Below are 26,742 nucleotides of genomic sequence, written 5' to 3'. Positions count from 1 at the left end.
CCACCCGTGAAACTCGCTAAGGCGTTAAACCGCCACCAGGCGCACGCTGGCACCTTCACCGACGCCCAGGGCTTCGGCTGCTTCCATATCCAGCGTCACCGGTTTGCCCGGCGCGTAATCCAGCTCCAGCAACACCGCGCGATAATCCTGCAACTGTGCGTTGGCCACCAGGTACTGACGCCCGGCGCCTTTGACCGGCTCGCCGATCTTCACCGGCACCACGCGGCTCTGGGCGATCGAACGGATCCCGGAAACCCGCGCATGCAGGGTCGGGCCGCCGTCGAAGATGTCGATGTAGTGATCAGTCTCGAAGCCTTCGCGCATCAGGATGTCGAAGGTGATCTGCGCCCGTGGGTGCACTTGGCCCATCGCCTCTTGGGCGGAATCCGGCAGCAGCGGCACGTAGATCGGGTAATGCGGCATCAGCTCGGCGAGGAAGGTGCGGCTTTTCAGCCCGCACAGGCGCTCGGCCTCGGCGTAGTTGAGGTCGAAGAAGTTACGCCCGATCGCATCCCAGAACGGCGAGTCGCCATTCTCGTCGCTGTAACCGACGATCTCGGTCACCACCGAATCGGCAAAACGCTCCGGGTGGCTGGCGACGAACAGCAGACGGCCACGGGAATTGAGCTCGGCCCACGGCGATCCGACCAGCTCGCGCTGCACGTAGAAACTGGTCAGCAAGCTGTTGCCGGTCAGGTCGTGGCACTGCGAAAGCACGTGGATCTTGTTGTGGATCTTCAGCTCGCGGGAGGCGTGGACGAAAGTCTCGTTGCGGAAGCTGTAGAACGGCTCCGAATAACCGGCCGAAGCGACGATGGCCGAGCAGCCGACCAGTTTGCCGGTGCTCGAGTCTTCGAGGACAAAGAAGTAGCTCTCTTCACCGTTGAAGCTCACTTCGGCGGCAAACGAAGCTTCGCTCGCGGCGATCTTGTCGCTCAGACGTTCCACGTCATCCGGCAAGGAAGTGACACCAATCGGGCTGTCCGCAGCCAGACGCTGTACCTCGCCCAGATCAGCCATTTGCGCAGGGCGCATCACCAGCATGGTGTCACTCCTTTCTCTTCAATATTCACAGAAAAAACCGGGCCCACATAAAGATCGATGCAGGAATGGGACTTGTGGCGAGGGGATTTATCCCCGCTGGGGGGCGAAGCACCCCCAAAAATCTAGGGCCGCTGCGCAGCCCATCGGGGATAAATCCCCTCACCACAGGTTCAATCCAACAGGCGAATGTGCCCGGTATCAAAAATTGGTTCGGCGCCGGAAAAACTCCAGGCGCCGAAAGGTCCATCAGGCTTGCGTCAACTTCGCTGCAGCACGTTCGAAGCGGTCGAGACCGGCGTCGATATCGGCGTCTTCCACCACCAGGCTCGGGGCGAAACGGATCACGTCCGGACCTGCCTGGAGAATCATCAGGCCTTCCTGTTCGGCGGCGTTGAAGATGTCCTTGGCCTTGCCTTTCCAGGCGTCGCTCAGCACGCAACCGATCAGCAAACCGAGACCACGCACCTGAGTGAACAGGCCGTATTTCTCGCCGATCTGTTGCAGGCGAGTCTTGAACTTGTCGTGCTTGGCGTTCACGCCGTTCAACACTTCAGGAGTGTTGACCACGTCGATCACCGCTTCGGCGACGGCGCAGGCCAGCGGGTTGCCGCCGTAGGTGGTGCCGTGGGTGCCGACGACCAGATGTTTGGCCAGCGCTTCGGTGGTCATCATTGCCGCGATCGGGAAACCGCCGCCCAGGCTCTTGGCGCTGGTGAGGATGTCCGGGGTCACGCCGTAATGCTGGTAGGCGAACAGCTTGCCGCTGCGGCCCATGCCGGTCTGCACTTCGTCGAACACCAGCAGGGCGTTGTTCGCATCGCAGAGTTCGCGGGCACCTTGCAGGTAAGCCAGCTCGGCCGGCAGCACGCCGCCCTCGCCCTGGATCGGCTCGAGCACGACCGCGCAGGTCTTCTCGGACACCGCGGCTTTCAGTGCGGCCAGATCGTTGTAGGGAACGTGGGTGATGCCAGTGATTTTCGGGCCGAAACCGTCGGAGTACTTCGACTGGCCACCGACGTTGACGGTGAACAGGGTACGGCCGTGGAAGCTGTTCAGCGCGGCGATGATTTCGTATTTCTCGCTGCCGAAACGGTCGAATGCGACGCGACGGGCCAGCTTGAATGCGGCCTCGTTGGCTTCGGCGCCGGAGTTGCAGAAGAACACGCGCTCGGCAAACGTGGCGTCGATCAGCTTGTGCGCCAGACGCAGGGCCGGTTCGTTGGTGAACACGTTGGACACGTGCCACAGCTTGTTCGCCTGTTCGGTCAACGCACCGACCAGCGCCGGATGCGCGTGGCCCAGGACGTTGACGGCAATCCCGCCAGCGAAGTCGATCAGCTCGCGGCCGGCCTGATCCCAGACCCGGGAACCGGCGCCACGCACCGGAATGAAAGCGGCAGGCGCGTAGTTGGGAACCATTACCTGGTCGAAATCGGCGCGTTGTACCGCAGCGTGCTCAACGGACATCGGAGTCTCCTGAAGAGGAACACCCGCCTGGAACTGGCGAGCGATGAGGGGATTGTAAGGACAGTTGGGTGCCCGGCCTTGTCGCCAAGCGACAACTTCTTATAGCGCAAACCCCGGATTTTCCCGGGTTTACGGCAATGCGACATATAGCGTCGCAAAGGCGCAGTTTACCGGGCGCGGCCGATTTGCGGCAGGCCGCGCAGGATACCAAGACAGCCCCCACGGCAGAGACATAAATATCTACCGCACGGGGGGCGCTTGCTGCTGATTTGCTGAGGGTTCTTCCCAACGCCAAGGAATGGCCATGCATTTGTCTGAAGCACCCCCATCGGCAAGCCCGGATGACGCAACTGACGCGCACCATGCGGACGAGCATTATCAACCACTGAAAAACGCGATTCCCGCCTGGCTGGGCGACACCTCAGCCACTCGGCGAGAAGCACTGAAAAGCAGCCTCCCGCAACAGCCGGCCGCGCTCAAGAACGCGCCAGCCGAACAGCACGCGCTGATGAAAAGCCTTGGGGCGGCGCATATCAGCGCCCAGAGCCGGGTCGATAAAAGCCTGGAACACTTGCAGGACGCTGCGGCTTTCGCCGAGCCCCTGCTCAAGGCCGAGCTGAAACGCTGCTTCGATCTGGAGCTGGATGTCAGAAACACCTACGTGCGCCTGTACATTCCCGCCACCACCCCGTGGTTTCCGATCCGCACCGGCGCCCGCGCCTGGTCCGTGTCACTGCTTGAGGCTGCACTGCATAACTTCGAAGACAGGGAAACCGAAGACAACGCCTTCGAAGCCGAGTCGACATTCACCAGCGCCCCCTCGGCCACAGGACAGTTTGAAACCCTGCCCGAGATCAAGGCGAAACTGAGCATTTCCGCTTTCACAAAACTGTGCCGTCGACTGGATATCGGCGCGAAATACAAAGCCAGTCTGGAAGACAATCTGGGCTATTCCGATCCGATGGTCGCGTCGGTCTTGCGCGGCAAAATCGACGCCAGCCAGAAGGCCGCGATGAAGTCTGCCCTGCAATGGGCGCGGATGAACCGCGATGTCTCGGAAAACGCGTTACGCACGATCGAGGCCATGCTCGACGGCGTGAAAGGCCTGCATGTGCATGGCGCGCCGCTGCTGTGTCATGACATGACGATGCTTTGCGCACCGCTGACCGGCATCGTGGTATTCGCCCCGGACCTGTACATGACGCGCAATGCCGCGCGCGTCGTCGCCTACGTCCCGGATGACCCCGAACATCCGTTCAAGGAGTACGCCTCGCCGTTGGAAATGGTTGTGGAACTGACGCGCCAGTTGCGCTCCAGGGACTATCAGCAATTCTTCAGCCGCTTCGTCAACCACGACCAGCGCGGTTTCTTCTTCAGCACTCTCAACAGCCGGCTGAGTGAAATCCGCTGGCATCCACACGAACCCGGCGACCCGCTGCCGGCGTGGCGCGAAGCCCCGGTGGAGCGGCCCGATCTGCAGACCGCGCTGACGCCGTTTTACGACGATGTGTGGCAACACCTGTACCAGGCAAAGCTGAACAAGATTTTCAATGACGCCCGAACCATTGCCGTACCGACTGCGTTGGTCGATCAAAGGGCGCGCTGGGCATTCTGGGATTCGCTGGTCAACATCCTCTCTTCCATCGCCCAGACCGCCGCGATGATCGTCGCGCCCTTCGTGCCGGTGCTCGGTGAAGCGATGATGGCGTACATGGCCTATCAGATGCTCGATGAAGTATTCGAAGGCATTGTCGAGTGGGCGCAGGGACGCACGACCGAAGCGGTCGAACACCTGATGGGCACCGTGGAATCGATGATCCAGCTGGGCATGTTCGCCGTCGGCGGTGCGATTGGCGCGGCCGAGTTTCGCAAGGTATTGCCCAAGGAAATCGTAGCGTTCATCGACCGCTTCAAACCGGTACAACTGGCCAATGGTGACACCCGCTATTGGCAACCGGATCTCGAACGCTACAAACATCCGCAGCGCCCGACTGCCGATTCGCAACCCGATGCGCTGGGTCTGCATACCCATGAAGACAAGCGCCTGCTGCCCCTGGAGGACGCGCACTTTGCAGTCACGGAAAGTCAGGTGCCAGGGCAGTACCGCATCGAACATCCGAGTCGCCCCGACGCATACCAGCCGGTGCTGCGCCACAACGGCGAAGGTGCCTGGCACACTGAACTCGAGCAACCGCTGGAGTGGGATGGCGCAACCGCGCTGCGCCGTATCGGCCCTGCGGTCGAGAGCTTGTCCGCGAGCGAGCGCGAAACCGTCCTGCAGATCAGCGGAACCAGCGAAGACGCGCTGCGCAAAATGCATGTCGAGCAGGAAAAGGTCCCGCCGCTGCTGGCCGACAGTATCCAGCGCTTCAAGCTTGATCAGCAGTTGCAACGCTTCATCGACCAGCTCGACAGCGATGACGCCGAAGTTTTTTTGCGCGCCGACCCGGCCATGCAACTGCAGGTGCTCAGCGAATACGGTCGCTGGCCAGGCGACAAATGCCTGCGTCTGCTTGATCGCCAAGGCCAGCAACTGTGGCAATCGTCAGCCGACACAACCCTGCCCGTGACCGAACTGCGCCAGGGCGAACTGATCGGTGGCGACGTGCTCAAAACCCTGCTCCAAACCCTCGACGAGACGCAGATCAAAGCCTTGCTGGACGAGCCCTTCGCCGGACCGACGCCGTCCATCGAGGTCCGCAGCCAGAACCTGCGCAAGCAAGTGGCCGACCTCGCCAGACGCAACACAAGCGCGCTGTTCGAGTCGCGCTATCAAGCCCTCCAGCACCTCGACGACCCGCTGGCGGCACGACTCAAGACTCACCCTCCACAATTGCCGGCCAGCATTACCCGCGAACTGCTCGATACCGCGACCGGCAGCGAACTGCTGCAGATCAGCGAAGGACAGTTGCCCGCGCGCCAACAGACGCTCATGCAGATGGCCAGTGACGAGGTGCGCGTTGCCCGCGCATATGAGGGCCTTGAGCTGGCCTCGGTGAGCAACCCCGACTCTGATTCTCTGGCGCTGCACAGCCTCAAATTGTTGCCGGGCTGGAGTGGCGATGTGCGCATCGAGATCCGTGACGGGCGCTACGAGGGCGCATTACTGGACACCATCGGCCGTGACGATGCGCCTGCACACAAGGTGCTGGTTCGCCGCGACGATGGCCAATATCAACCTTATGACGATCGTGGGCAGCAGCTGCACTCATTCACTGATTTCTATTCCAGCCTGTTGTACGCATTGCCCGACAGCGAGCGCCAAATCCTGGACCTGCGCATTGGTCAGAATCAGGCGCTGAAGGCGGCCATTAGTCAACGTACGCTCGAGCGCCACGAGTGGCGTCAGGTGATTGTCGATACGCCGTCACGAGCGCCGACTGTCGACACCCTGCGCCTGCTCGGTACCGACGGTTACGCCCATGCGCCGCGTCCGCCGCGTCCCGCTTACCAGCCGCACACCCTCGAAGAAGACATCCGCGTGCTCTATCCACGTATGTCCAATCATGAGATGCGCTTTCTCGCCGAAAGCATGCGCAGGAGTCCAGCAGGCCCGCGCGCAGAGATGCTTCGCTTGCAAAATGACTACTTGCAATTGCAGAACGAGCTGCATGTCTGGGCCAACAATCCGCCCGCCTTGCATCCCGAAACCGGCACGGCGCTGACGCCGCTGGAGAAGCGCGCCGAACTCCAGAATCGCAGGCTGCTCAGGGAGCAATTGCTCAAAGCCTGGAGGCGGGAGCACGTCACGGGTATCAATCAACAGGGCTTCGCCGCCGGATACGCCTTGCGCCTTACACCGGCGGTCATGGGCGAATTGCCGGTGTTGTCAGCAGACTTCAGCCATATCACTTCGCTCGCCATTGATGGCAGCCCGATGACCACATCTGTCGACAGCTTTCTGCAGTCCTTCAGTCAGTTGCAGAATATTGATGCGCGCAACCTCAATCTGCCCAGCCTGCCGCAAGCACTGACTTCAATGCCCTCGCTGCGCGAACTGCGTTTACGCGATTGCCGAGTGAGCCTGACAACGGTCACAGAGTCGGTGCTGGCTTCCTTGCCACAACTTACCCTGCTCGATCTGCAAGGCAATGCGCTGGGCTTGCCGCCGGACCTGCACGCGATGCCTTCGTTGCGCTACGTCAATCTGTCCGACACCGGCATTCATACGGTGCCCGACGATCTGCTGGATCATCCGCGATTGATCTCGGCGCAATTCGATCGCAACCGCATTACGCGGATACCGGAAAAGTTCTTCAACCTGGCCAGCTCCCTCTGCGATGGTTACACCTTTGCAGACAACCCGTTGACCGCAGCCTCTCGGGAACGGGTCAAAGTGTTTTACGAGCACACCGGCAAGCACTTCGGGGTCCGGCCTGTGCAGGAGGATCTGCAGCGCACCATCACCTTGTTCCCTTCCCTTGACACCGAAGGCGCGACACGGGTTTTGTACCGATTGCCCGGGCCATTGGCCGAGTGCGGTGCACAGTTGTCACGCTGGGAAAATGAGCTCGGCGTTCTGAATCTCGAACTCAGCCAATGGATCAACCAGGCCGCCGTGACTGCCTCCGAATCGGGAGAACGTCTGCCGCTCGAGACGCAGACCCGCGAACTGGATGCCAGGCGAGACTTTGCGCAACAGATCGAACAATTCTGGCGCAGCCCGCCCACGTACCCGCGCCTTGAAGAACTCAGGGCAACGGCGGCCTTCAGTGGCGATATGCCGATACTCAGCACCGGTCTGGAGCGCGTTACCCGGTTGAACCTCGTTGGCAACGCCAATATCACCGCCGCCCTGCGCTTCGTGGAGTGCTTGCCCAACCTTGCCAAGCTGAAAATGAGCGGCTTCGAACTGGAACCGCTGGCGCTTGGCGAAGCAAAACTGCCTCGGCTGACCGATCTGGAGCTGAAGAATTGTGGCGTGGTCATGACCCCGGAAAACCAGGCTGCGCTGCTGTCACTCACCGCCCTGGACACGCTGGACCTGAGCAACAATCCGCTGGGAACGTTCCCCGACCTGAACCTGTTGCCGGAGTTGTTCCATCTCGACCTGTCCAACTGCGGGTTGACCGACGTTCCCGAAGGACTGAGCAGCCATCCGGGGTTACGAATCGCAGCCCTCTCGGGCAACCGCATCACGCAATTGCCGGAGGCGCTGTTCGACCTCCCCGCCGAGCGCAGTGACGGCATTGACCTTGCCGACAATCCGCTATCGGCAGCAACGCGCGATCAGATCAAAAACTACTTCCGCATCCATCGAAACGACTTTGACGTCCTGGCGCCCGAGCAGGATGTCAGCCTCGCCCGGCAGCTGTTTCCCGGTTTGAACAAGCAGGAGGCCAGCGAGATGATCTACGACTTGCCCGGCAATCTGGGCGACAGCCGCAAACAGCTCCTTCGCTGGAAAGCGGAGCAGCAACAGATGCGCGATGACCTGACCCGCTGGGCCTCGGCAATTCCGTCCGCGCACCCGGTCACAGGCCAGGCCTTGAGCGTAAGCGAGCATCTGGCGCAACGATCCGCACGCTCGGACTTCAAGCAATTGCTGGAGGATTTCTGGAGCGAAAGATCGATGGGAAGCGGCAAGCGCAGCGCATTGTTTGCGGCAGACCTGAAGTTTCTCGGCGAAATGCCGCGCCTGAGTGTCAACTTCGATCACGTGACCAGCCTCAAGCTCACCGGCAACGTGACAACCGCCGGACTGGAGCCGTTCGCTGCCTTGTTCCCGAATCTTCAGACGCTGAAATTAAAAGCCTTCACCCTCTATGACATCCCCTCATTCGTCGGCCGCCTGCAGTATCTCAAAGAGCTCAAACTGAATGACTGCGCGCTGACACTGACACCTGCCGGACAGCAAGTACTCGGCACTCTGTCCGAGTTGCGGCTGCTCGATCTGAGCCACAACCCACTGTCAAACGCGCCCGATCTGACAACCCTGCCCAGGGTAACCAACTTTTTACTTGGCCATACCGATCTGACCAGCGTGCCGAAGGGCATCGCCGAGCATCCGCTGCTGCGAGAGCTCTCGCTTGCCAATAACCAGATTACCGAGCTGCCGGACGCTATCTTCAGCCTGAAGCCCGATAAGGCCGACGGCATATATCTGAACGACAACCCTCTGTCGATAAATGCCCGCGAGCGCGTCAAGTTCTGCTACGCGGCACACGGGCGCAACTTCCGCATCAAGCCGCCATCGGCTGACATTGCCATGGCGCAGAGACTGTTCCCACGCCTTGGGGAAAACGCTGCGATCAACATGATTTATCGCCTGCCCGGGACATTACAGACCGGCACGGCGCAACTGATCTGGTGGGAGGGCGAAATCGCCCGCATGATTGGTGATCTCAACGCATGGCGTGAGCGTCTGCCAGTCAACAATCCATCGACAGAACGGCCATGGACTGCGCAGGAAAAAGCCGCAGAACTCGCCGAGAGACAAAAATTCAGCGAAAGCCTCGAACAACTGTGGCGCGGCAGGCGCACCGACAATTCAGCACTACGGTTCAACACCTTCAATGCCAATGCGGCATTTACCGGTGAGTTACCGCAATTGGCCACCGACTTCAGTCACATCACCCATCTCAATCTGCAGGGCAATCCGGCACTGAAGGTTTCCGACGGTTTTCTCACAAGCTTCAGCGGATTGCAGGGCCTGGAACTGCAGGATTTTTCCCTGGGCCGGATGCCGCAAGCGCTGCAAAGCCTGCCGTCGCTGGAAACGCTGATGCTGAGCAAGTGCCAGATCACACTGGATCCTGAAGGACAAGCGGTCTTGTCCACGCTGACCCGCTTGAAATCTCTGGACTTGTATAGCAATCCGCTGCAGGTCACGCCCGATGTGTCGGCACTGCAGAACCTGACGTTCATCGATCTGACCAGCACCGGAATCGATAGCGTTCCTGCCGGCCTGGAACAGCTGCCGCAGCTGGAAGTTGCGTTGCTGAGCGACAACAACATCATCGAAGTGCCGACGGAGCTGACGCGTTATTCCGGTCGCGGCATTGAACTGGGCGCCAACCCGTTGTCGATTGCTTCCAGAGAACGTGTCAAAGCCGCTTTCCAGGCCAAAGCCGACAATTTCGGTGTCTGGGTCCAACAGGACGACATCGATCTGGCGCAAAGCCTTTACCCATCGCTGTCCGGCTTCGATGCCAACGATCTGGTCTACAAGCTGGCGGGTACGCTGGCCGATGGACGTCTTGAGCTGATGCGCCGCAAAACCGGCCTCACGAGCCTGCTCGAACGCCTGGATAGCTGGACAAACGAGATCCCCAACGATCCTGGCACGCAGATGTCACTGGCGAACGACGCGGCAGCCAGGGAAACACGCAATCGCCAACATTTCAGGCGAGATCTGGAAACCGACCTGCGCCGGGCGCCCACGTACATCATGGACCCAAGAGTTACCTGCGACATTTCGTTCACCGGCGAGCTGCCGGCGCTGGCCGCAAGCTTCGACCATATCGAAGAGTTGCGACTGACAAGCGGAGCGTCCGCCCCGCCCAGGGTCGATCAATTGTTGGCGCTTTTTCCCAAACTCAAAAGCATCACCATCCGCAAATATCCGTTGCGCGAGGTTCCCCCCAGAATCTTCGGAATGGACAGATTGCACAGCCTGTATCTGCCTGGCTGTGAAATCGCGCTGACTGCGCAGACCGCAGAAGCCTTCAGAATGCTGAGAAACCTGAGATCCGTGGACCTGAGCGACAATCCGCTCAACATTACTCCGGATCTGAGTCATTTCCCGCAGATGACCGATGTGCGTCTGGGCAATTGCGCCTTGAGCAAGGTGCCCGACGGTCTGTTCGAACTGCCTCGATTGAGGTACGCGGACTTGTCCGGGAACGCGATCACCGAGTTGCCGGGCGAGTTTTCTTTACAGCCCGGCGACGTGCTGACCGAATACGACTTCAGCGACAACCCGCTGACTGCCGAAAGTTTGCAGCGCCTGCAGCGGTATGAGGCGGCGTATCAATTGCGCCTGCTGGAGCAGCAGTCGAGCAACGACACCGCGTATCAGACGATTGAGGATTTCCATGACTTCTCCGGCGGCATGGAAACCGATTGAGGGTCGATCTGCGCTCAGCCACGCTCCGGCGGCACTGACGACAATTCGAAAGGGCTGCTGCTGCGTCGCTGGTTGCGATCTTCGCGCGGCGTGGCACCGAAGAAATTGCGATAGGCGCTGGAGAAATGCGGCCCCGAGGAGAAGCCACACGAGAGGCCGATCTGGATGATCGACTTGCTGGTCTGCATCAACATCTGCCGGGCCTTGTTCAGACGCAATTCCAGGTAGTACTGGCTCGGCACGCGGTTGAGGTATTGCTTGAAGATCCGCTCCAGTTGCCGACGGGATACGCACACATGCTGGGCGATTTCGTCGGTAGTCAGCGGCTCTTCGATGTTGGCTTCCATCAGCAACACCGCCTGGGTGAGCTTCGGATGGCTGGAGCCGAGGCGATTCTGCAACGGAATGCGCTGACGCTCACCGCCCTCGCGGATGCGCTCGACCACCAGTTCTTCCGACACCGCACCGGCCAGTTCCGCACCGTGATCACGGGCCAGCACCGCCAGCAACAGGTCGAGCACCGACATGCCACCGCAAGCAGTCAGGCGATCGCGGTCCCAGTCGAACAGATGGCTGGTGGCGATGACTTTCGGGAAGCGCTCAGCGAAATCGTCCTGCCAGCGCCAGTGCACGGCGGCGCGATAACCGTCGAGCAAACCGAGCTGCGCCAGCGGATAGACACCGGCCGACAGACCACCGATCACGCAACCGGCACGCACCAGTTGCTTGAGCGCACTGCTCAGCGCCGGCGCGAGCGTGGTCGGTGGCTCGTCGGCGAGCAGGAACAGTTTCTGGAAATTCTCGAGCTTGCCGGCCCAGGGTTCGCCGGGCAATTGCCAGGCCCCTTCGCTCTGCGGCTCGGCCTGCAAGAACGACAGTTCGTAAACCACGTCCGGGTGCACCCGCTGCGCAACACGCAAGGCCTCCTCCGCCAGCGCCAGCGTCAACGCTTTAGTGCTGGGCCAAATCAGGAAACCAATTCGATGGGCAGTCATGGGCGGGCAATCCGAAACGAACAACGGTGATGAAGGCATGGGCCAATGCTAGCCCGGAAATGAATACAAATCCTGAAACCGGTGAAGATCAGAATGTGGGAGCGAGCCAGCTCGCGAAGGCGGTGTACCAGTCAACATAACTGCTATCTGTTCTACCGCTTTCGCGAGCAGGCTCGCTCCCACAGGACATCTGAGCCAGCCAGAAGATCGCGAAGCATGACCTAATCTGGTGCACAACGGCAGCCCTGATTTATTTCAGGCTGCCCGACAGGAACTGCCGCAAGCGTTCCGACTGCGGGTTGACCAGCACTTCGCGCGGGTTGCCGCTTTCTTCGACGACGCCTTTGTGCAGGAACACCAACTGGTTCGACACTTCACGGGCGAAGCCCATTTCGTGGGTCACCACGACCATGGTGCGGCCTTCCTGCGCCAACGCCTGCATGACTTTCAGCACGTCGCCGACCAGCTCCGGGTCGAGGGCCGAGGTCGGTTCGTCGAACAGCATCACTTCCGGTTCCATCGCCAGCGCTCGGGCAATCGCCACACGCTGCTGCTCGCCGCCGGACATGTGCCCCGGGAACGCGTCTTTACGATGGGCCACGCCAACCTTGTTCAGGTAGTACTCGGCTTTTTCCCGGGCTTCGTACTTGGGTACGCCGAGCACGTGCACCGGCGCTTCCATGATGTTTTCAATCGCGGTCATGTGCGACCACAGGTTGAAATGCTGGAACACCATCGACAGGCGCGAACGCATGCGTTGCAGCTGCTTCGGATCAGCGGCTTTCAGCGCGCCGTCCTTGTTCGCCACCAGTTTCAGCTCTTCGTTGTTGAGCAGGATCTTGCCGGCGTGCGGCTGCTCGAGCAGGTTGATGCAGCGCAGGAAAGTACTTTTGCCGGAGCCACTGGAGCCGATGATGCTGATCACATCGCCGGCGGCGGCTTTCAGGGACACGCCCTTGAGCACTTCGTGACTGCCATAGCGTTTATGCAGGTCTTGGACTTCAAGTTTGTACATGCGGTCGGTTCTCACAAAAACAGTCAGTCAGTCGTTGAGCAAGCGCCCGTGACGCAGCGCTTCGCGCCCCGCCACCTTGGCCAGCCAGAAACCGGGTTGGGCATAGCGCAGCCGTTCAATGGCAAACAGCACCCCGGACGTACCAGCACATACCGTGCTGACCCGATCGGACACAGGGTCGATCACTTGAAAAATCTCATCGCCCGCCTCGACCCATTCGCCGGGCCTGCGGGAAAAACTCACCACACCGGGGTGCGGCGCAAACAGCAATTCGGTGCCTTCGAACGGCATGCCTTCGCACGGTTCGAAGGCCGGGTCTGGCCACTCGCCGGTGATCAGGCCTTGCTCGGCAAGGAACGCCAGAATGCCTTCGGCATAAGCCTCGGCTTCGACGCGGCCAGTGTCGGCCTGCCCGCCCAGCTCGATGGTCGTCGCCAGACACGCCAGCGGAATCTGCGCATCGGGAAACTGCCGCGACAGGCGCAGCCACGGCAACGAGCAGGCTTCATCGAACGAGCTGCCGCCGGAATCTTCCGCGAGCAAACCAACCTTGACGTTCAGGTGCGCCGACAGCGAACGCCACTGCGGCCAGTGCTGCGGCAGCGCGTACATGTGCAGCGCGGCTTCGGCATCGCAGTGCAGATCGAGAACCACATCGGCGGTGCAGGCGTGGCTGAGCAGCACAAGTTGCATGCCTTGCAACTGGCTGCTCGCTTCAGGCAAACCGGCCAGGTGGTCGGCCATTGCCTGACGGATCAGGCGCACATTGGCATGGGGATCATCACCGAGCTTGTCGCCCAGTGCCGCCGCCACCGGCGCGCTGAGCTCAACGAAGTCACGGTTGAAATTCTTGCCGCTGCCCGCCTCGAAACGGCCCTGGAAATTGCCTTGCAGCAATTGCCCGAGACCGATCGGATTGGCCACCGGCACCAGCTCGATCACGCCGTTGAGCAAGCCTTGGGCTTCGAGTTCGCCGAGGCGCTTTTTCAGCTCCCAGGCGGTGCGCATGCCCGGCAGTTCATCGGCGTGCAGGCTGGCCTGGATGTAGGCCTTGCGCTCGCCGCTGCCGAAACGGAAAACCGAAACCTTGCGCTCGCTGCCCAGGTGGCTCCACGGCAATACGTGATCAATGCGTTGCATATCAGTGCTTCCGTGGCGCGAGGTAGCTCAACCAGCGACGCTCGGCCAGTTTGAACAGCTTGACCAGAATGAAGGTCAGGCACAGGTAGAACACGCCAGCGGTGATGTACGCCTCGAACGGCAGGTAGAACTGCGCGTTGACGGTACGTGCCGCGCCAGTGATGTCGATCAGGGTCACGATCGACGCCAGACTGGTGGTCTGCAGCATCATGATCACTTCGTTGCTGTACTGCGGCAGCGCGCGGCGCAGGGCCGACGGCAGCAGGATGCGCTTGTACAGTTTGAAGCGCGACATGCCCATGGCCTTGGCCGCTTCGATCTCACCGTTCGGCGTGGCCTTCAGGCTGCCGGCGATGATTTCCGCGGTGTAGGCGCTGGTGTTCACGGCAAAAGCCAGGCAGGCGCAGAACGTTGCGCTGGACAGCCACGGCCACAGGAAGCTTTCGCGTACCGCTTCGAACTGGGCCAGACCGTAGTAGATCAGGAACAGCTGCACCAGCATCGGCGTGCCGCGAATCACGTAGGTGTACAGCCACGCGGCGCCGTTGACGAACGGGTTTTTCGAGACGCGCATCAGCCCCAGCGGCAACGCCGCGAGCAAGCCGAAGAACAGCGACAGCGCGAGCAGTTTGAGGGTGGTCAGCAGGCCGCCGAAGTACAGCGGCAGTGCCTCCCAGATGACGTTGTAGTCGAAGATCATAGATCAGCCGCCCTTACGCCTACCGAGTAGCGCTTCTCAAGGTGACGCAATGCCAGCAACGAAACACTGGTGATCACCAGGTACATCGCCGCCACTGCGAGGAAGAAGGTGAAAGGCTCGCGCGTGGCATCCGCCGCCTGCTTGGCCTTGAACATCATGTCTTGCAGACCGACCACGGAAATCAGCGCGGTGGCCTTGGTCAGCACCAGCCAGTTGTTGGTGAAGCCGGGAATCGCCAGACGAATCATCTGCGGCACCATCACCCGGAAGAACACCTGAAAACTGCTCATGCCGTACGCCATGCCCGCTTCGGCCTGGCCCTTGGGGATCGCCATGAACGCACCACGGAAGGTTTCCGAGAGGTACGCACCGAAGATGAAACCGAGGGTGCCGATACCGGCGGCCAGCGGGTTCAGGTCGATGTAGTCGTCATAGCCGAGCATCGGCGCGACGCGGTTGAGCAAGTCCTGACCGCCGTAGAAGATCAGCAGGATCAGCACCAGATCGGGAATGCCGCGGATCACCGTCGAATACAGGTCGCCCAGCCACGCCAGCCAGCGCACCGGCGACAGGCGCAACGCGACACCGATCAGCCCGAGAACGATGGCCAGAGCCATGGACGACAAGGCGAGCTGAAGCGTCAGCCATGCGCCATCGAGGATGACAGCCCCGTAGCCTTTCAACATGATTCAGGTCCTCGAAAGTTGGGATGAAAAAATGGCGCAAACCGCAGAGATTCTGTTGCTTGCGCCATTTCGGACTTGTCGCAGAGACGTCTTACTTGCCGTAGATGTCGAAGGCGAAGTACTTGTCCTGGATTGCTTTGTATTTGCCGTTTTCGCGGATGGCCGCGATGGCAGTGTTGATCTTGTCTTTCAGGGCGTCGCCCTTGCGCACTGCGATACCTACGCCGTCGCCGAAGTATTTGACGTCGGCGAAGGCCGGGCCAACGAATGCGAAGCCTTTGCCGGCGTCGGTTTTCAGGAAACCGTCGTCCAGCAGGGTGGCGTCAGCCACGGTACCGTCGAGGCGACCGGCAGCCACGTCGAGGTAGATTTCGTTCTGCGAGCCGTACGGCTTGATCTCGGCGCCCAATGGGGCCAGAACTTCGCGGGCGAAACGCTCGTGGATCGAGCCACGCTGTACGCCGATGTTCTTGCCTTTCAGCTCAGCCAGACCCTCGCTGACCTGAGTGCCGGCCTTCATGACCAGACGCGCCGGGGTGTTGTAGTACTTGTTGGTGAAGTCGACCGACTTCTTGCGATCTTCGGTGATCGACATCGACGACAGGATCGCGTCGATCTTGCGCACTTTGAGAGCCGGGATCAGACCGTCGAACTCTTGCTCGACCCACACGCACTTGACCTTCATCTCTTCGCACAGCGCGTTGCCGATGTCGTAGTCGAAACCGACGATGCTGCCGTCCGGTGCTTTCGAAGCGAATGGAGGGTAAGCCGCTTCGATGCCGATCTTCACAGGTTTTTCGTCAGCGACGGCATTCAGCGACAGCACGGACAGTGCCAGGGCGCCAAGCAGCACAAGTTTCTTCATCTTGGGACTCCATCGGTAAAGGGCAAAAACGGCAGAGTGAGCGACAGCCCAATATGCGAATGGGTGAATCGGAAATCGGTTGCGCATCGGCGGAAATTTCCCATTGAAACCGCAGGCGATTTCAACGTCAGCCACGATGAGCGAGTGATCGGCATTCTAACGACAGGCCCGAAGCCGATATTTCTTCAATGCGACAACTAATTACAGATGCACCGAGAAAGCGGTTTGAGCTCATTGACAGCCCTGCAATTTCATGCAAGAGCGAAAGACAGTGAACCGATACATATAGCAAGTTGCGGGCCCATTATTCGCAAACCCTTCTAATCCGGCAAGCGCAGCGTTATGTCTTATTTTTCCGCGGGGCTTTGGAGACTCTAAAACGGCGCACCGCGTTTCCCTTCGCCCCGGTTTGGCGCGGGCGGTTACACATTGGCCTGTGGCGGGTAACAGCGGGAAAGGCCTGACGATGCAGATCGATAATTATTGGTTGAGTCGCTGATCGTTCCCACGCTCCGCGTGGGAACGCCTCCCTCAACGCTCTGCGTCGGCTTCTCGGACGCAGAGCGTCCCTTGCTGCATTCCCACGCAGAGCGTGGGAACGATCAAAAAATGCGCCCACTTCCTTGTGGGAGCGAGCCTGCTCGCGAAGAGGCCAGCCCGATCGACACAAATCCACCAGACACAAAAAAGCCCCATCCGGCATCACCGGACAGGGCTCCTATGCTTCTAACGCTTAAGCAACATTCATCGTCTTGTGCGTATCAATCAAATGCTGCACCACACCCGGATCCGCCAGGGTCGAGATATCGCCCAAGCCGTCATATTCCGCCGTGGCAATCTTGCGCAGGATGCGGCGCATGATCTTGCCCGAACGGGTTTTCGGCAGCCCCGGCGCCCACTGGATCACGTCCGGCGAAGCGATCGGGCCGATCTCCTTGCGCACCCAGTTCTTCAGCTCCAGACGCAGTTGCTCGGTCGGCTCCTCGCCATTCTTCAAGGTCACATAGACATAGATGCCCTGCCCCTTGATGTCATGCGGCACACCCACCACCGCAGCTTCGGCCACCTTCGGATGCGCGACCATCGCGCTTTCGATCTCGGCGGTACCCATGCGGTGGCCGGAGACGTTGAGCACGTCGTCCACGCGCCCGGTGATCCAGTAGTAACCGTCGGCATCGCGACGCGCGCCGTCACCGGTGAAGTACATGCCACGGAAGGTCTTGAAGTAGGTATCGACGAAACGATCGTGATCGCCGTACAGCGTACGCGCCTGGCCTGGCCACGAATCGAGAATCACCAGATTGCCCTCGGCCTCGCCCTCGATGATGTTGCCGAGGTTGTCGACCAGCGCCGGCACCACACCGAAGAACGGACGCGCCGCCGAACCCGGCTTCAGCGCGTGAGCACCCGGCAGCGGGCTCATCATGTTGCCGCCAGTCTCGGTCTGCCACCAGGTATCGACGATCGGGCAACGCGACTTGCCGACATTCTTGTAGTACCAGTCCCAGGCTTCCGGGTTGATCGGCTCACCCACCGAACCGAGCAGACGCAGGCTGCTGCCATCGGCGCCTTCCACGGCGGCCTGACCCGAGGCCATCATCGCGCGGATCGCGGTCGGCGCGGTGTAGAGGATGTTGACCTTGTGCTTGTCGATGATCTTCGCCACCCGGGTGATGTCCGGGTAGTTCGGCACACCTTCGAACAGCACGGTGGTCGCGCCGTTGGCCAGCGGGCCGTAGACGATGTAACTGTGGCCGGTGACCCAGCCGACGTCGGCGGTGCACCAGTAGATTTCGCCCGGACGGTAGTCGAACACGCGCTCGTGGGTCATCGCCGCATACAGCAGATAACCGCCGGTGGTGTGCTGCACGCCCTTCGGCTTGCCGGTCGAGCCGGAGGTATAAAGGATGAACAACGCTTCTTCGGCGCCCATCTCTTTCGGTGCGCAAACGGTGCCCGCGACCTTCATCAGGTCTTCGTACCAGATGTCGCGATGCTGGTTCCACTTGATGTCGCCACCGGTGCGCTTGCACACGATGACCTTCTGGATGCTGCTGGTTTCGGGGTTGGTCAGGGCGTCGTCAACGTTGGCCTTGAGGGAAATCTTCTTGCCGGCACGGATGCCTTCGTCAGCGGTGATCACCACTTTCGAGCGGCAGTCGATGATGCGACCGGCCAGGGCTTCCGGCGAGAAACCGCCGAACACCACCGAGTGAATCGCACCGATCCGGGTGCAGGCCAGCATGGCGACCACGGCTTCGGGGATCATCGGCATGTAAATGGTCACCACGTCGCCACGGTGCACGTCCTGACCACGCAGGGCGTTGGCCAGTTTGCACACTTGCTCGTGCAGTTCGCGGTAGGTGATGTTGCGGCTTTCGGAAGGATCGTCGCCTTCCCAGATGATCGCGACTTGATCGCCGCGCTCGGCCAGATGACGGTCGAGGCAGTTATAGGAAACGTTCAGGGTGCCGTCGGCAAACCACTTGATGTCGACATGGTGATCGTCGAACGACGTCTGCTTCACCGTGGTGAAAGGCTTGATCCAGTCCAGACGCTTGGCTTGCTCGCGCCAGAAGCCGTCAGGGTTGACGACCGACTGCTGGTACATGGCTTTGTAGGTCGCCTCGTCAGTCAGCGTGTTTGCCAGAACCTCGGGACGAACGGGATACAGAGAAGCCGCACTCATCTTTCCTACCTCGGTGTAATAGTTGTTTTTGTATGACCCCGTTGTAGCCGGGTGGGCCCCATAGAACCATTCGACGATGGTAGTAACAAGCCCCTACAAAATGTCCGCATTCCATGTGGGAGCTGGCTTGCCAGCGATGCAGTCAACGCGATCCGTCAGGCAAACCCCATCCGGCCAGACACCAAGACCTCAATCGATTGTTACCAAATCTATCAAAAGTGTTTATCAAAACCGCCCCTGTTTACCGACACCCCACCGCCCTAAAATTCACCTCGCCAACAAGGCAACCGCGATTAACAACGTTACAGCCCCCACGAAGGCCGTTAATCCAGCTCTCCAAGTAACGCATCAAATACTCAAGCTCCACACGCAACCCTAAAAAGGTTGCGTGACCCCACTCGACCTCAAAAAGGTGAATTAGAAATGAAAGCTTTATTGGTTCTGGCCCTCAGCAGTCTGTGCGCAACCGCCATGGCAGACGAGGTCCCGACTGATGTCGCACAGCAACAACCGGTCATCGAGGAATACACTTACTCCACACACCTGGACATCGCCAAAGTTGTATCGATGAGCGAAATTCCAAATGTCTGCGAAGTTGTACCGGCAAAAATGGAATACGACGACTCCAAAGGCCAACGCCACATCCTGCGCTACAGCATCATGGGCAACGGCTGCACGAACTGAATCAGACTGCACCGAATCGGATCGCTCAGCGCTACATTGAGGGTCGATTCCAGCCCGGCTTCGGTCGGGCTCAGTTGTGTCTGGAGCCGTGAAAAACGCTTGCAAAACACTAGATATAGTGAAAAACCCGCTTTTCTGGCTATTTTTTAAACAAAAAAACACCTGCCAAAAAATTAACGAAAAAAAATCTGCTCGGGTCGATTCCGCGCAAAGCCCTGTAATCCCTCGGTCGGACCGAAATCCACCCCCTCCTCGGCCTCGCCATGAGCCGATTCGCCGCACCACGCCGGTAAAAATTTCCCTATAATGCCGCCCTATACGGGTCAGCAATATTCCCTTACAGGGAGCAAAAGCCATTCTGAAGCCCCGCAACAGTGCCAGACGCTGATTGCGCCCATCAGAGGCTCTCGGAACCCGTCAAAATTTCTGTTTATTTGCCTGCGTGCAGCGCTGCAAAAAACGACATCCAACGCGGCTTGTTTGGCCGTGTGAAAAACCAACCCATCAGGTTTCACACGGGCACAAGCCCTCACGCAGGAGACGACACGTCATGCTGAGCTGGGACGAATTCGATAAAGAAGACAGTGAAGTCGCAACCGTGAAAGGCGCCAACGCCGGCCACGCAAGCGAAGCCAACATGGACCGCCTCGACAACGCCGGCGGCGCCGCAGCGCTGGAAGCCCGCGCCGTCACCGCCGACGACTCGGCCGCCGTGGCCCGCGCCAAGGCTGCACTGAACTCCCTCGACGTCGCCGAAGGCCTCGCCGAACTCGAAGGCGCCTCCGCCCGTGTCGCCGTTGACGAAAAGCGCATGATCAACTGCCGCGCCGACCTCAACCAACTCGTACCTTTCAAGTACGACTGGGCCTGGCAGAAGTATCTGGACGGTTGCGCAAACCACTGGATGCCGCAAGAAGTCAACATGACCGCCGACATCGCCCTCTGGAAAAACCCGGAAGGCCTGACCGACGACGAGCGCCGCATCGTCATGCGCAACCTCGGCTTCTTCTCCACCGCCGACTCCCTGGTTGCCAACAACCTGGTCCTGGCCGTGTACCGCCTGATCACCAACCCGGAATGCCGCCAGTACATCCTGCGCCAGGCTTTCGAAGAAGCGATCCACACCCACGCCTACCAGTACTGCATCGAATCGCTGGCCATGGATGAAGGCGAAATCTTCAACATGTACCACGAGATCCCATCGGTCGCGAAAAAAGCAGCCTGGGGCCTGAAGTACACCCGCTCGATCTCCGATCCAAAGTTCGAAACCGGCACCCCGGAAACCGACAAAGAGTTGCTGCGCAACCTGATCGCCTACTACTGCGTTCTGGAAGGCATCTTCTTCTACTGCGGCTTCACCCAGATCCTCTCCATGGGCCGCCGCAACAAAATGACCGGCGTCGCCGAGCAGTTCCAATACATCCTGCGCGACGAATCCATGCACCTGAACTTCGGCATCGACGTGATCAACCAGATCAAAATCGAAAACCCACACCTGTGGGATGCTGAGATGAAAGAAGAAGCGACCCAGATGATCCTGCAGGGTACGCAGCTGGAGATCGAATACGCTCGCGACACCATGCCTCGCGGCGTACTGGGCATGAACGCGGCGATGATGGAGGATTATCTGAAGTTCATCGCTAACCGTCGTTTGTCGCAGATTGGTTTGAAGGAAGAGTATCCAGGGACGACTAACCCGTTCCCTTGGATGAGCGAGATTATGGACTTGAAGAAAGAGAAGAATTTCTTTGAGACTCGCGTGATCGAATACCAAACTGGTGGTGCGTTGAGCTGGGACTAATGGTCTCGCTCGGCATGATTTGACGATTGCGGTTTAAGTCGGCGAATCGAGAAAGCAAAAAAGCCCCGATCTGATCGGGGCTTTTTTATGGGCGATAAGCGGTAATTAGGTTAACGATGCATTGGTAGGATTTGGCAGGATCAGTCGCTTTTCCCTGTAGGAAATTTCCTAGACAGCAGTGATGGCCACTCAGTATCGTCCGAGGGTTTTCAACCCTCGGCGATTTTATGGACACGGAAAAAAGTAATAGCGATTGGAGTGAGGTCGAGATTCAGGCGGCAGTCGATGCCTATCTGAAGATGCTTGTACGCGAGCAGAGCGGCCAGAAATTCGTCAAGACTGAGGAGAATCGCATCCTGCGCGAAGGCCCGTTAGCTGGTCGGACTAAAGGCTCTGTCGAGTTCCGGATGCAGAACATTTCTACCGTGTTGGTCGAGATGGATAGAAAGCGTATTGAAGGCTACAAACCTGCCAAGAATGTTGGCGCGAATGTAGCGAGCAGCATTCGTAAGGCACTTGATGCTTCTGCCGTTCTGACACTGGAAGATTCCAATCCAACGGCGGACGAAGCATTGCTCGAGCAACGCGCGGCTAAATTTGAGCAAAAGCAATTTGATTACGTCCCCAAAGGGATAAAAACACCAATCCAAACGACTTCCACTAGAAAGGTTTACTTTCGCGATCCTGAATTGAGGGGCTGGGTTCGCCAGCAGGCCAACGGAAAGTGCGAAGGCTGTGGCGAACTAGCTCCATTTAAAAAGAATGGGAAACCGTTTCTGGAAGCCCATCACGTTAAACATATGTCGCAAGAGGGTTCGGACCTTCCTTCGAATGTTGTGGCGTTGTGTCCCAACTGTCACCAACGTTGCCATCATTCGGACGACAGAGCTGAATTCACTGCTTGGCTTTATGACAACGTTGGAAGACTCGAAAAGGAATAATTGCAGTTTGTCTGGCTAACCTCATTTGCTGGATTTGGGGCAGCTTCGCTGCCCAACGGGGATAAATCCCCTCACCACAATTCAATGTGTTGCTGCTGGGTCGGTGTCTGGATTCGAGATTAGGTTGATGCCACCAATCGCCAGCAGGCTATCTCCCACAAATCCCGCATCATCCTGAAAACAATCAGTGCAACCCGCGCCGCCTCCCGCTATTAATACCCCTCCCCCACTCAAGGATCCGAGCCCCACCATGAAATTCGACCTCGCCTACTGCCTCAGCCTCGACGACAAGTTGTCGATCTATGATGTTCGCGATCTCAATTTCGATGAGACGGTGGCGTTTGACTCGGCGAAGGAACACTTCCAGTGCCCCAACGATGCCTGTCGTTCGGCGTTCGAGGCTTCCAACGAGTTGGGCACGTTCAACGCCAAGAACGTGAATTACGTTCGCACGCCGCACTTCAAGAATCTGCCCACTACACAGCACGTCGCGGGTTGTCCATATGTGAGTTTGAAGGCGTCGGCTTCTGGCGTTGAGACGGCGGATGGCGAGGTGGATGACGGGCGTGAGGAACACTTCCCATCAGAGTTGTTGCTGACCCGGCGTGAGTATGTGCGCAAGCCTGCCGCGCCAGCGGGGGCGGCGGATGTGTTGCGCGATGACTCGGTGCGGGCGGCGGCGGACAGTGGTAAAGAGTCGGTGGGTCGTGAGTCGGCGCCGGACAAGACCAGTGTGTTTGCGCATCCGGTGGAGTGTTTTGTTTCCAACTTCGCCGACAAGGATTTGCTTAAGCGCATGCCGTTGAAGATTGGCGAGCATACGGCGCCGTACAGTTCGTTCTTCAAGAAGATCGAGTATCTGACGGACAACAAGGGGCTGATTTACTGGGGGCGGATCAAGAAGATCGAGGACTTCCACAGTGCCAGTTTTCGGATCGACTTCGAGGACAAGGTCTGGTTCAAGAAGCCCGAGGACAGTAAGAAGAAGCCGTATCCGGTCAGCGTTTATCTGAACAAGAAGCTGATCGACAACTACCGCAAGCGCAAGGCCTTTCTGGAGGAGATCAAGCACGCGGTGGATAGCGACAAGGCGTTGTTCTGTTTCTTCTATGGGGTGACGCCGGAGTTGAAGCAGGTACCCGGCAAGAAGAACCCCGAAAAGCCTTTCGAGGTCTTCAATGCCAATATCGAGAACCTGGATCACTTCATTATTCGTGAAGCGCCGGGGTTGGAGTGATGGCTAGCCTTGGGGCAGTTGCAGTTTTACGGCGCCAGGGTGTTGTTTGACTAGGGAGTACGGCAGGATCGACCAGTCAGGTCTATCGCAAGAGCGTTGCACGCGAGCGAAGTACGCGCCGAGGTACAAGCCCTTCTCGGTGAAGTACCAAGGTGAAGTCCCCCAGATGCTTTCGTCCTGGAAGTTGCAGTCGTCATCTCCCGTCGGTGTCTTCATTTCTGTGGGGTACAGGGCCGTGAATTGTTTGATCACCCACGGCACCAACTCTTTGCTTACGTACTGATAGCGCGCGTTACTTTCGTCCTTGCTCAGAGGTTCGTCGCCCAAGCTGTCGCGTTCGGCATGTAAAAGTGGTTTGCCCTCACCGACCCACAGCACATCTTCGAGGGACAGCGGGTGGCCGGTTTTGACGTCAACGTTGAGCGGTGAATCGCCGAAGTCTGGATGCGCGCCGCCGCAGTAATAGCTGGTCGAGATGTTCAGGCTGACCACGGCTGGCGAGATCATTTTCGGTTGCACCTGTTGCATAAATTCGACGTTTTCGCCGCCCTGCAGCTGGCAGCCGTGGTAACTGATGACTTCATTCCAGAGGCGTCCAAGCAACTGCTGGTTAACCCGTTGCTGATCATCTTTCGACAATCCGGACTCCACGCTGAACAGGGAAATCTTTGTCTCAGGCTCTGTCCACCATTGCAGGTCGTAGCCCATGAAGTTTTCTTTCTTCGCCGGTTTCAGTTTGAGTCCCTGCAGGCGCAAATACTCGTAAGGCTCGCTGTAGGGCAAAGCGGCAATAAACGGCAAAGTTGATGAGGTGGGGGCGGTAAGTCTGGCCTCGATGAGTTTCACTGGCAGCTTCTTGCCCTGCGGACTTTTCCATTCGCCCTGCCAGCCGCTGCCGGTTTCTTCAAGTTCCAACGTTGACAGCGGCTTGTCGTCACCATAGCGATTATTGCCCTCGGTCAAGGTCAGCGTGCTGTTCTGCAACGCGCCACTGAGCGGCAAATCACGATGGTATTTTTCGTAGAAGTACCGACCGGTTACTTCGTCCTGCTGCGTGATATTGAGCTCTACGACGATCGGCATTTTGCCCAACGTGCCGGTGAACACGCGTCGGCCATCATCGGCGTGGACACTTGGAATCAGCGAGAACAGCACAGCAGCGCATGGCGCCAGGCGCATCAGTCCCTTGAGCATTGATCGTTCCTTGAAAGAGTCAGAGGTCGCGCCGGCATTTGAGGGCCGGCGCGGATAAATTCGCGGCGATTATGGCGGGGTTGTGGTCGGGAATCGAGGGGCTGCGCATGAAAGTAAACGCGACATCAAGGCAGTTGCAGTGCAACCCCGCCCGGATGTTGTTTGACGATTGTGTACGGCAGAACGCTCCAGTCGACGAATCCGCAGACCGCCGCGACGTGGGGAAATGATGGCTCGAGCTTGATGCCCAGTTCCGTGAAGTGCCAACCGGGAAATTGCCAGGGATAACTCTCGTCGTAGTTGCAGTCGTTTTCGCCTTCGGGGGTAACGGTCATTTCACTGGAGTAGAGTTTCAGCAGCTGCGCGACCAGCCAGGGTGCCAGTTCCTCACTGCGGTAGTTAGACCAGGAATCAGACGAGCCGGACGCCTCCCCGCCGAAGTCGCCCTCTCGTTGGAAATGCAATGGCTTGCCCTGCCCCACCCACAAAACATCATCAAGGGTCAGGAGTCTGCCTGTTTTAGTGTCGAAGTTGAGCGCATCCTGGCTTTGATCCGGATAGGCACCGCCGCAGAAATAATCTGATGAAATTAGAACACTCATCACTGTTGACGACATCCACAGTGGTTGGCTCGACTGCGCGTAACTGCCTGAACATCCATAAGACGACAATACCTCGCTCCACAAACGCGCCATCAATTGTTGGTTGATGCGTCGACGCTCTTCAAGGGAATAACCCGAGACCACTTCAAACAGAGAAGTGCCTGTCTTCGGCTCGCTCCACCACTGCAGCGTGTAGCCCATGAAGGTGTCGATGTTGCCTTTTTTGAGTGTGACGCCCTGCAGCCGCAGGTATTCATAAGGGTACTTGTCGTGAAGTGTGGTGAAAAATGGCAAGGCATCATCCGCTACATCGGGGATGACGGCTGGCTGTAACTCGATCTTCAGGCTTTTCCCAGTGGTGCTCGTCCACTCGCCATACCAACCATCAGTTGTCGGCTGCAGACGCAAGGTCGGGCGTGAGTCGTCCATCCGCGAGCCTTCTTCCAGCACAAGCGTTTCCCCGTCCAGAGCACCGTCGAGTGGTAGATCCTTGCGGTACTTCTTGTAAAAGTAACGTCCCTCTCCGGTACGAGGATTTATTTCGAGGACGATTGACGATTTACCCAACGTGCCGGTGAACAACTGCGCGCCGGTCTCGGCCCAAGTTGCCGTCGAGACAAAAAAACCCGTTAGAAGAAAAACCGCAAAAAGACGTAACAGTCCTCGGTACATCACTTCATCCTTGAATAAGCGAGCAACTGCCAGCGAAAGTAGCTGCGGATTATGGCGAGCTTGCGCGCTGGAATCGAGCGCCGTCGCGCTCAGCTCAAGCACATGCTGATCATCACCACCATAAGTAAACCGATGTACACGCGCGCATGCAGCCGATCCGGTATCCGCCCTATCCACGGCGCAGCCAATCTGATCCCGAGCAACGAACCAACCGTCAGCAGCGCAAACGCCAGCACATCGACATACCCGATATACCAAATCCCCAGATCAGACTCAGTGAACCCGGCCAGCGCCATGTACGTCAGTGTGCCGGCCAACGCCACCGGCACGCTGAGCGGATTGGCCATGGAGGTCGCTTGCGACATGCTCAGCCCGCAACGGCGCAGCAGCGGCACGGTCATGACGCTTCCTCCTACACCTAGGAAGGTCGCGATGGCGCCGATGCCTGCGCCACCGGCGGATGTTTCCGTCGTGGTCAGTCGCCGTGGGAATGTCGTTTGGGACTGTGTGAGAAATCCTCGGCGCAGCAGGCAATCGACGATGGTCACGCCCAGGTAGGCGATGAAGGCGTAGCGGATCACTTGACCGCTGACCCACATCGCAGCGATGGCGCCGACGACCGCGCCTACGCCGATAAACCCGCCCAATGGCCAGAGGTATTCCCGGAGCAGATTGCCAGCGCGTTGGTGTTTGCGTGTGGCGATCAGGGCGTTGACGACCATCACGCAGGTCGAGGTGGCCACGGCGATGTGCATGGCCGATTGCGCGATGGGGTCGTCGGCTGCATGGCTGGCGGTGAGCATGCGATAGAGCAGCGGCACGATGACGAAGCCGCCGCCGAAACCGAAGAGCACGGCGCTGATGCCGGTGAGGCAACCGAACAGCGTAAGCAGGAGGTAGAACATGGTGGACGTCCAGGATCGGGGGGAGCCCAGAACATTA

At 59.0% G+C, this 26,742-nt stretch carries 17 protein-coding genes; 5 read left to right on the top strand and 12 right to left on the bottom strand.

Annotated elements, in window-relative coordinates; genetic code table 11:
* Positions 1 to 24: 24 nt before the first annotated feature.
* The gene (aruF, locus tag AAEZ10_RS09325) at positions 25 to 1,044 is read right to left on the bottom strand and encodes an arginine/ornithine succinyltransferase subunit alpha (RefSeq protein WP_024014015.1); all 1,020 of its coding nucleotides are present in this window, start codon (positions 1,042 to 1,044) and stop codon (positions 25 to 27) included.
* 246 nt (positions 1,045 to 1,290) lie between these two features.
* Complete coding sequence (locus AAEZ10_RS09320) at positions 1,291 to 2,511, bottom strand: aspartate aminotransferase family protein (protein WP_122704218.1); 1,221 nt, start codon at positions 2,509 to 2,511, stop codon at positions 1,291 to 1,293.
* Between the two features lie 304 nt (positions 2,512 to 2,815).
* On the opposite strand from AAEZ10_RS09320, the gene AAEZ10_RS09315 reads away from it, so the two are divergent.
* A complete protein-coding gene (locus tag AAEZ10_RS09315; protein ID WP_350568902.1) occupies positions 2,816 to 10,579 on the top strand; it encodes a dermonecrotic toxin domain-containing protein in 7,764 nt (2,587 codons plus the stop codon).
* Between the two features lie 14 nt (positions 10,580 to 10,593).
* Here the strand turns inward: AAEZ10_RS09315 and argR are convergent, their stop codons facing one another.
* The 7 genes from argR to acs form a co-directional block, all read right to left on the bottom strand.
* Entirely contained in the window at positions 10,594 to 11,574 is a 981-nt protein-coding gene (gene argR, locus AAEZ10_RS09310) for a transcriptional regulator ArgR (RefSeq protein ID WP_024014018.1), read from the bottom strand.
* Positions 11,575 to 11,824: 250 nt separating this feature from the next.
* Positions 11,825 to 12,589, bottom strand: a complete 765-nt coding sequence (locus tag AAEZ10_RS09305) for an ABC transporter ATP-binding protein (RefSeq protein ID WP_350568900.1) — start codon at positions 12,587 to 12,589, stop codon at positions 11,825 to 11,827.
* A gap of 27 nt (positions 12,590 to 12,616) precedes the next feature.
* The gene (locus AAEZ10_RS09300) at positions 12,617 to 13,729 is read right to left on the bottom strand and encodes a succinylglutamate desuccinylase/aspartoacylase family protein (protein WP_350568898.1); all 1,113 of its coding nucleotides are present in this window, start codon (positions 13,727 to 13,729) and stop codon (positions 12,617 to 12,619) included.
* A 1-nt stretch (position 13,730) separates the two neighbouring features.
* Complete coding sequence (locus AAEZ10_RS09295) at positions 13,731 to 14,429, bottom strand: ABC transporter permease (RefSeq protein ID WP_122507650.1); 699 nt, start codon at positions 14,427 to 14,429, stop codon at positions 13,731 to 13,733.
* Entirely contained in the window at positions 14,426 to 15,115 is a 690-nt protein-coding gene (locus tag AAEZ10_RS09290) for an ABC transporter permease (protein WP_016773583.1), read from the bottom strand. Before AAEZ10_RS09290 ends, AAEZ10_RS09295 begins: the two co-directional genes overlap by 4 nt.
* A gap of 91 nt (positions 15,116 to 15,206) precedes the next feature.
* The gene (gene aotJ, locus AAEZ10_RS09285) at positions 15,207 to 15,980 is read right to left on the bottom strand and encodes an L-arginine-binding protein AotJ (RefSeq protein ID WP_350568895.1); all 774 of its coding nucleotides are present in this window, start codon (positions 15,978 to 15,980) and stop codon (positions 15,207 to 15,209) included.
* Between the two features lie 733 nt (positions 15,981 to 16,713).
* On the bottom strand, positions 16,714 to 18,669 hold the full coding sequence (gene acs, locus AAEZ10_RS09280; RefSeq protein WP_016773581.1) for an acetate--CoA ligase: 1,956 nt from the start codon (positions 18,667 to 18,669) through the stop codon (positions 16,714 to 16,716).
* 423 nt (positions 18,670 to 19,092) lie between these two features.
* Here acs and AAEZ10_RS09275 point away from each other — a divergent pair, with 423 nt between their 5' ends.
* The 4 genes from AAEZ10_RS09275 (at position 19,093) to AAEZ10_RS09260 (ending at position 23,332) form a co-directional block, all read left to right on the top strand.
* Positions 19,093 to 19,353 (top strand): DUF2790 domain-containing protein, encoded by a 261-nt coding sequence (locus AAEZ10_RS09275; RefSeq protein ID WP_016773580.1) that lies wholly within the window; start codon positions 19,093 to 19,095, stop codon positions 19,351 to 19,353.
* Positions 19,354 to 19,903: 550 nt separating this feature from the next.
* A complete protein-coding gene (locus AAEZ10_RS09270; RefSeq protein WP_016773579.1) occupies positions 19,904 to 21,154 on the top strand; it encodes a ribonucleotide-diphosphate reductase subunit beta in 1,251 nt (416 codons plus the stop codon).
* A 227-nt stretch (positions 21,155 to 21,381) separates the two neighbouring features.
* Complete coding sequence (locus AAEZ10_RS09265) at positions 21,382 to 22,095, top strand: HNH endonuclease (protein WP_350568892.1); 714 nt, start codon at positions 21,382 to 21,384, stop codon at positions 22,093 to 22,095.
* Between the two features lie 250 nt (positions 22,096 to 22,345).
* On the top strand, positions 22,346 to 23,332 hold the full coding sequence (locus AAEZ10_RS09260; RefSeq protein ID WP_350568890.1) for a hypothetical protein: 987 nt from the start codon (positions 22,346 to 22,348) through the stop codon (positions 23,330 to 23,332).
* A gap of 3 nt (positions 23,333 to 23,335) precedes the next feature.
* Here AAEZ10_RS09260 and AAEZ10_RS09255 read toward each other — a convergent pair whose 3' ends face one another.
* The 3 genes from AAEZ10_RS09255 to AAEZ10_RS09245 all read right to left on the bottom strand — a co-directional run bounded on the left by AAEZ10_RS09255 (position 23,336) and on the right by AAEZ10_RS09245 (position 26,705).
* A complete protein-coding gene (locus tag AAEZ10_RS09255) occupies positions 23,336 to 24,526 on the bottom strand; it encodes a hypothetical protein (protein ID WP_122704230.1) in 1,191 nt (396 codons plus the stop codon).
* Positions 24,527 to 24,651: 125 nt separating this feature from the next.
* A complete protein-coding gene (locus AAEZ10_RS09250) occupies positions 24,652 to 25,902 on the bottom strand; it encodes a hypothetical protein (protein WP_350568888.1) in 1,251 nt (416 codons plus the stop codon).
* Positions 25,890 to 26,705 (bottom strand): sulfite exporter TauE/SafE family protein, encoded by an 816-nt coding sequence (locus AAEZ10_RS09245; protein ID WP_350568886.1) that lies wholly within the window; start codon positions 26,703 to 26,705, stop codon positions 25,890 to 25,892. The genes AAEZ10_RS09250 and AAEZ10_RS09245 overlap by 13 nt, the downstream gene beginning before the upstream one ends.
* Positions 26,706 to 26,742 lie beyond the last annotated feature (37 nt).

It is taken from the genome of Pseudomonas sp. H26/SER47-MNA-CIBAN-0231, assembly GCF_040310465.1.
Taxonomy (GTDB): Bacteria; Pseudomonadota; Gammaproteobacteria; order Pseudomonadales; family Pseudomonadaceae; genus Aquipseudomonas; species Aquipseudomonas atacamensis.
Note: the sequence above shows the minus strand (reverse complement) of the source record. Positions and strands in the feature narration are given on the sequence as shown.

What these genes read in the sequence shown, in the direction of transcription:
- AAEZ10_RS09290 (WP_016773583.1), bottom strand. Translation starts at nt 15,115, where the DNA reads ATGTTGAAAGGCTACGGGGCTGTCATCCTCGATGGCGCATGGCTGACG.
- AAEZ10_RS09245 (WP_350568886.1), bottom strand. Translation starts at nt 26,705, where the DNA reads ATGTTCTACCTCCTGCTTACGCTGTTCGGTTGCCTCACCGGCATCAGC.
- AAEZ10_RS09265 (WP_350568892.1), top strand. Translation starts at nt 21,382, where the DNA reads ATGGACACGGAAAAAAGTAATAGCGATTGGAGTGAGGTCGAGATTCAG.
- aruF (WP_024014015.1), bottom strand. Translation starts at nt 1,044, where the DNA reads ATGCTGGTGATGCGCCCTGCGCAAATGGCTGATCTGGGCGAGGTACAG.
- aotJ (WP_350568895.1), bottom strand. Translation starts at nt 15,980, where the DNA reads ATGAAGAAACTTGTGCTGCTTGGCGCCCTGGCACTGTCCGTGCTGTCG.
- AAEZ10_RS09295 (WP_122507650.1), bottom strand. Translation starts at nt 14,429, where the DNA reads ATGATCTTCGACTACAACGTCATCTGGGAGGCACTGCCGCTGTACTTC.
- argR (WP_024014018.1), bottom strand. Translation starts at nt 11,574, where the DNA reads ATGACTGCCCATCGAATTGGTTTCCTGATTTGGCCCAGCACTAAAGCG.
- AAEZ10_RS09270 (WP_016773579.1), top strand. Translation starts at nt 19,904, where the DNA reads ATGCTGAGCTGGGACGAATTCGATAAAGAAGACAGTGAAGTCGCAACC.
- acs (WP_016773581.1), bottom strand. Translation starts at nt 18,669, where the DNA reads ATGAGTGCGGCTTCTCTGTATCCCGTTCGTCCCGAGGTTCTGGCAAAC.
- AAEZ10_RS09260 (WP_350568890.1), top strand. Translation starts at nt 22,346, where the DNA reads ATGAAATTCGACCTCGCCTACTGCCTCAGCCTCGACGACAAGTTGTCG.
- AAEZ10_RS09305 (WP_350568900.1), bottom strand. Translation starts at nt 12,589, where the DNA reads ATGTACAAACTTGAAGTCCAAGACCTGCATAAACGCTATGGCAGTCAC.
- AAEZ10_RS09300 (WP_350568898.1), bottom strand. Translation starts at nt 13,729, where the DNA reads ATGCAACGCATTGATCACGTATTGCCGTGGAGCCACCTGGGCAGCGAG.
- AAEZ10_RS09320 (WP_122704218.1), bottom strand. Translation starts at nt 2,511, where the DNA reads ATGTCCGTTGAGCACGCTGCGGTACAACGCGCCGATTTCGACCAGGTA.
- AAEZ10_RS09275 (WP_016773580.1), top strand. Translation starts at nt 19,093, where the DNA reads ATGAAAGCTTTATTGGTTCTGGCCCTCAGCAGTCTGTGCGCAACCGCC.
- AAEZ10_RS09255 (WP_122704230.1), bottom strand. Translation starts at nt 24,526, where the DNA reads ATGCTCAAGGGACTGATGCGCCTGGCGCCATGCGCTGCTGTGCTGTTC.
- AAEZ10_RS09315 (WP_350568902.1), top strand. Translation starts at nt 2,816, where the DNA reads ATGCATTTGTCTGAAGCACCCCCATCGGCAAGCCCGGATGACGCAACT.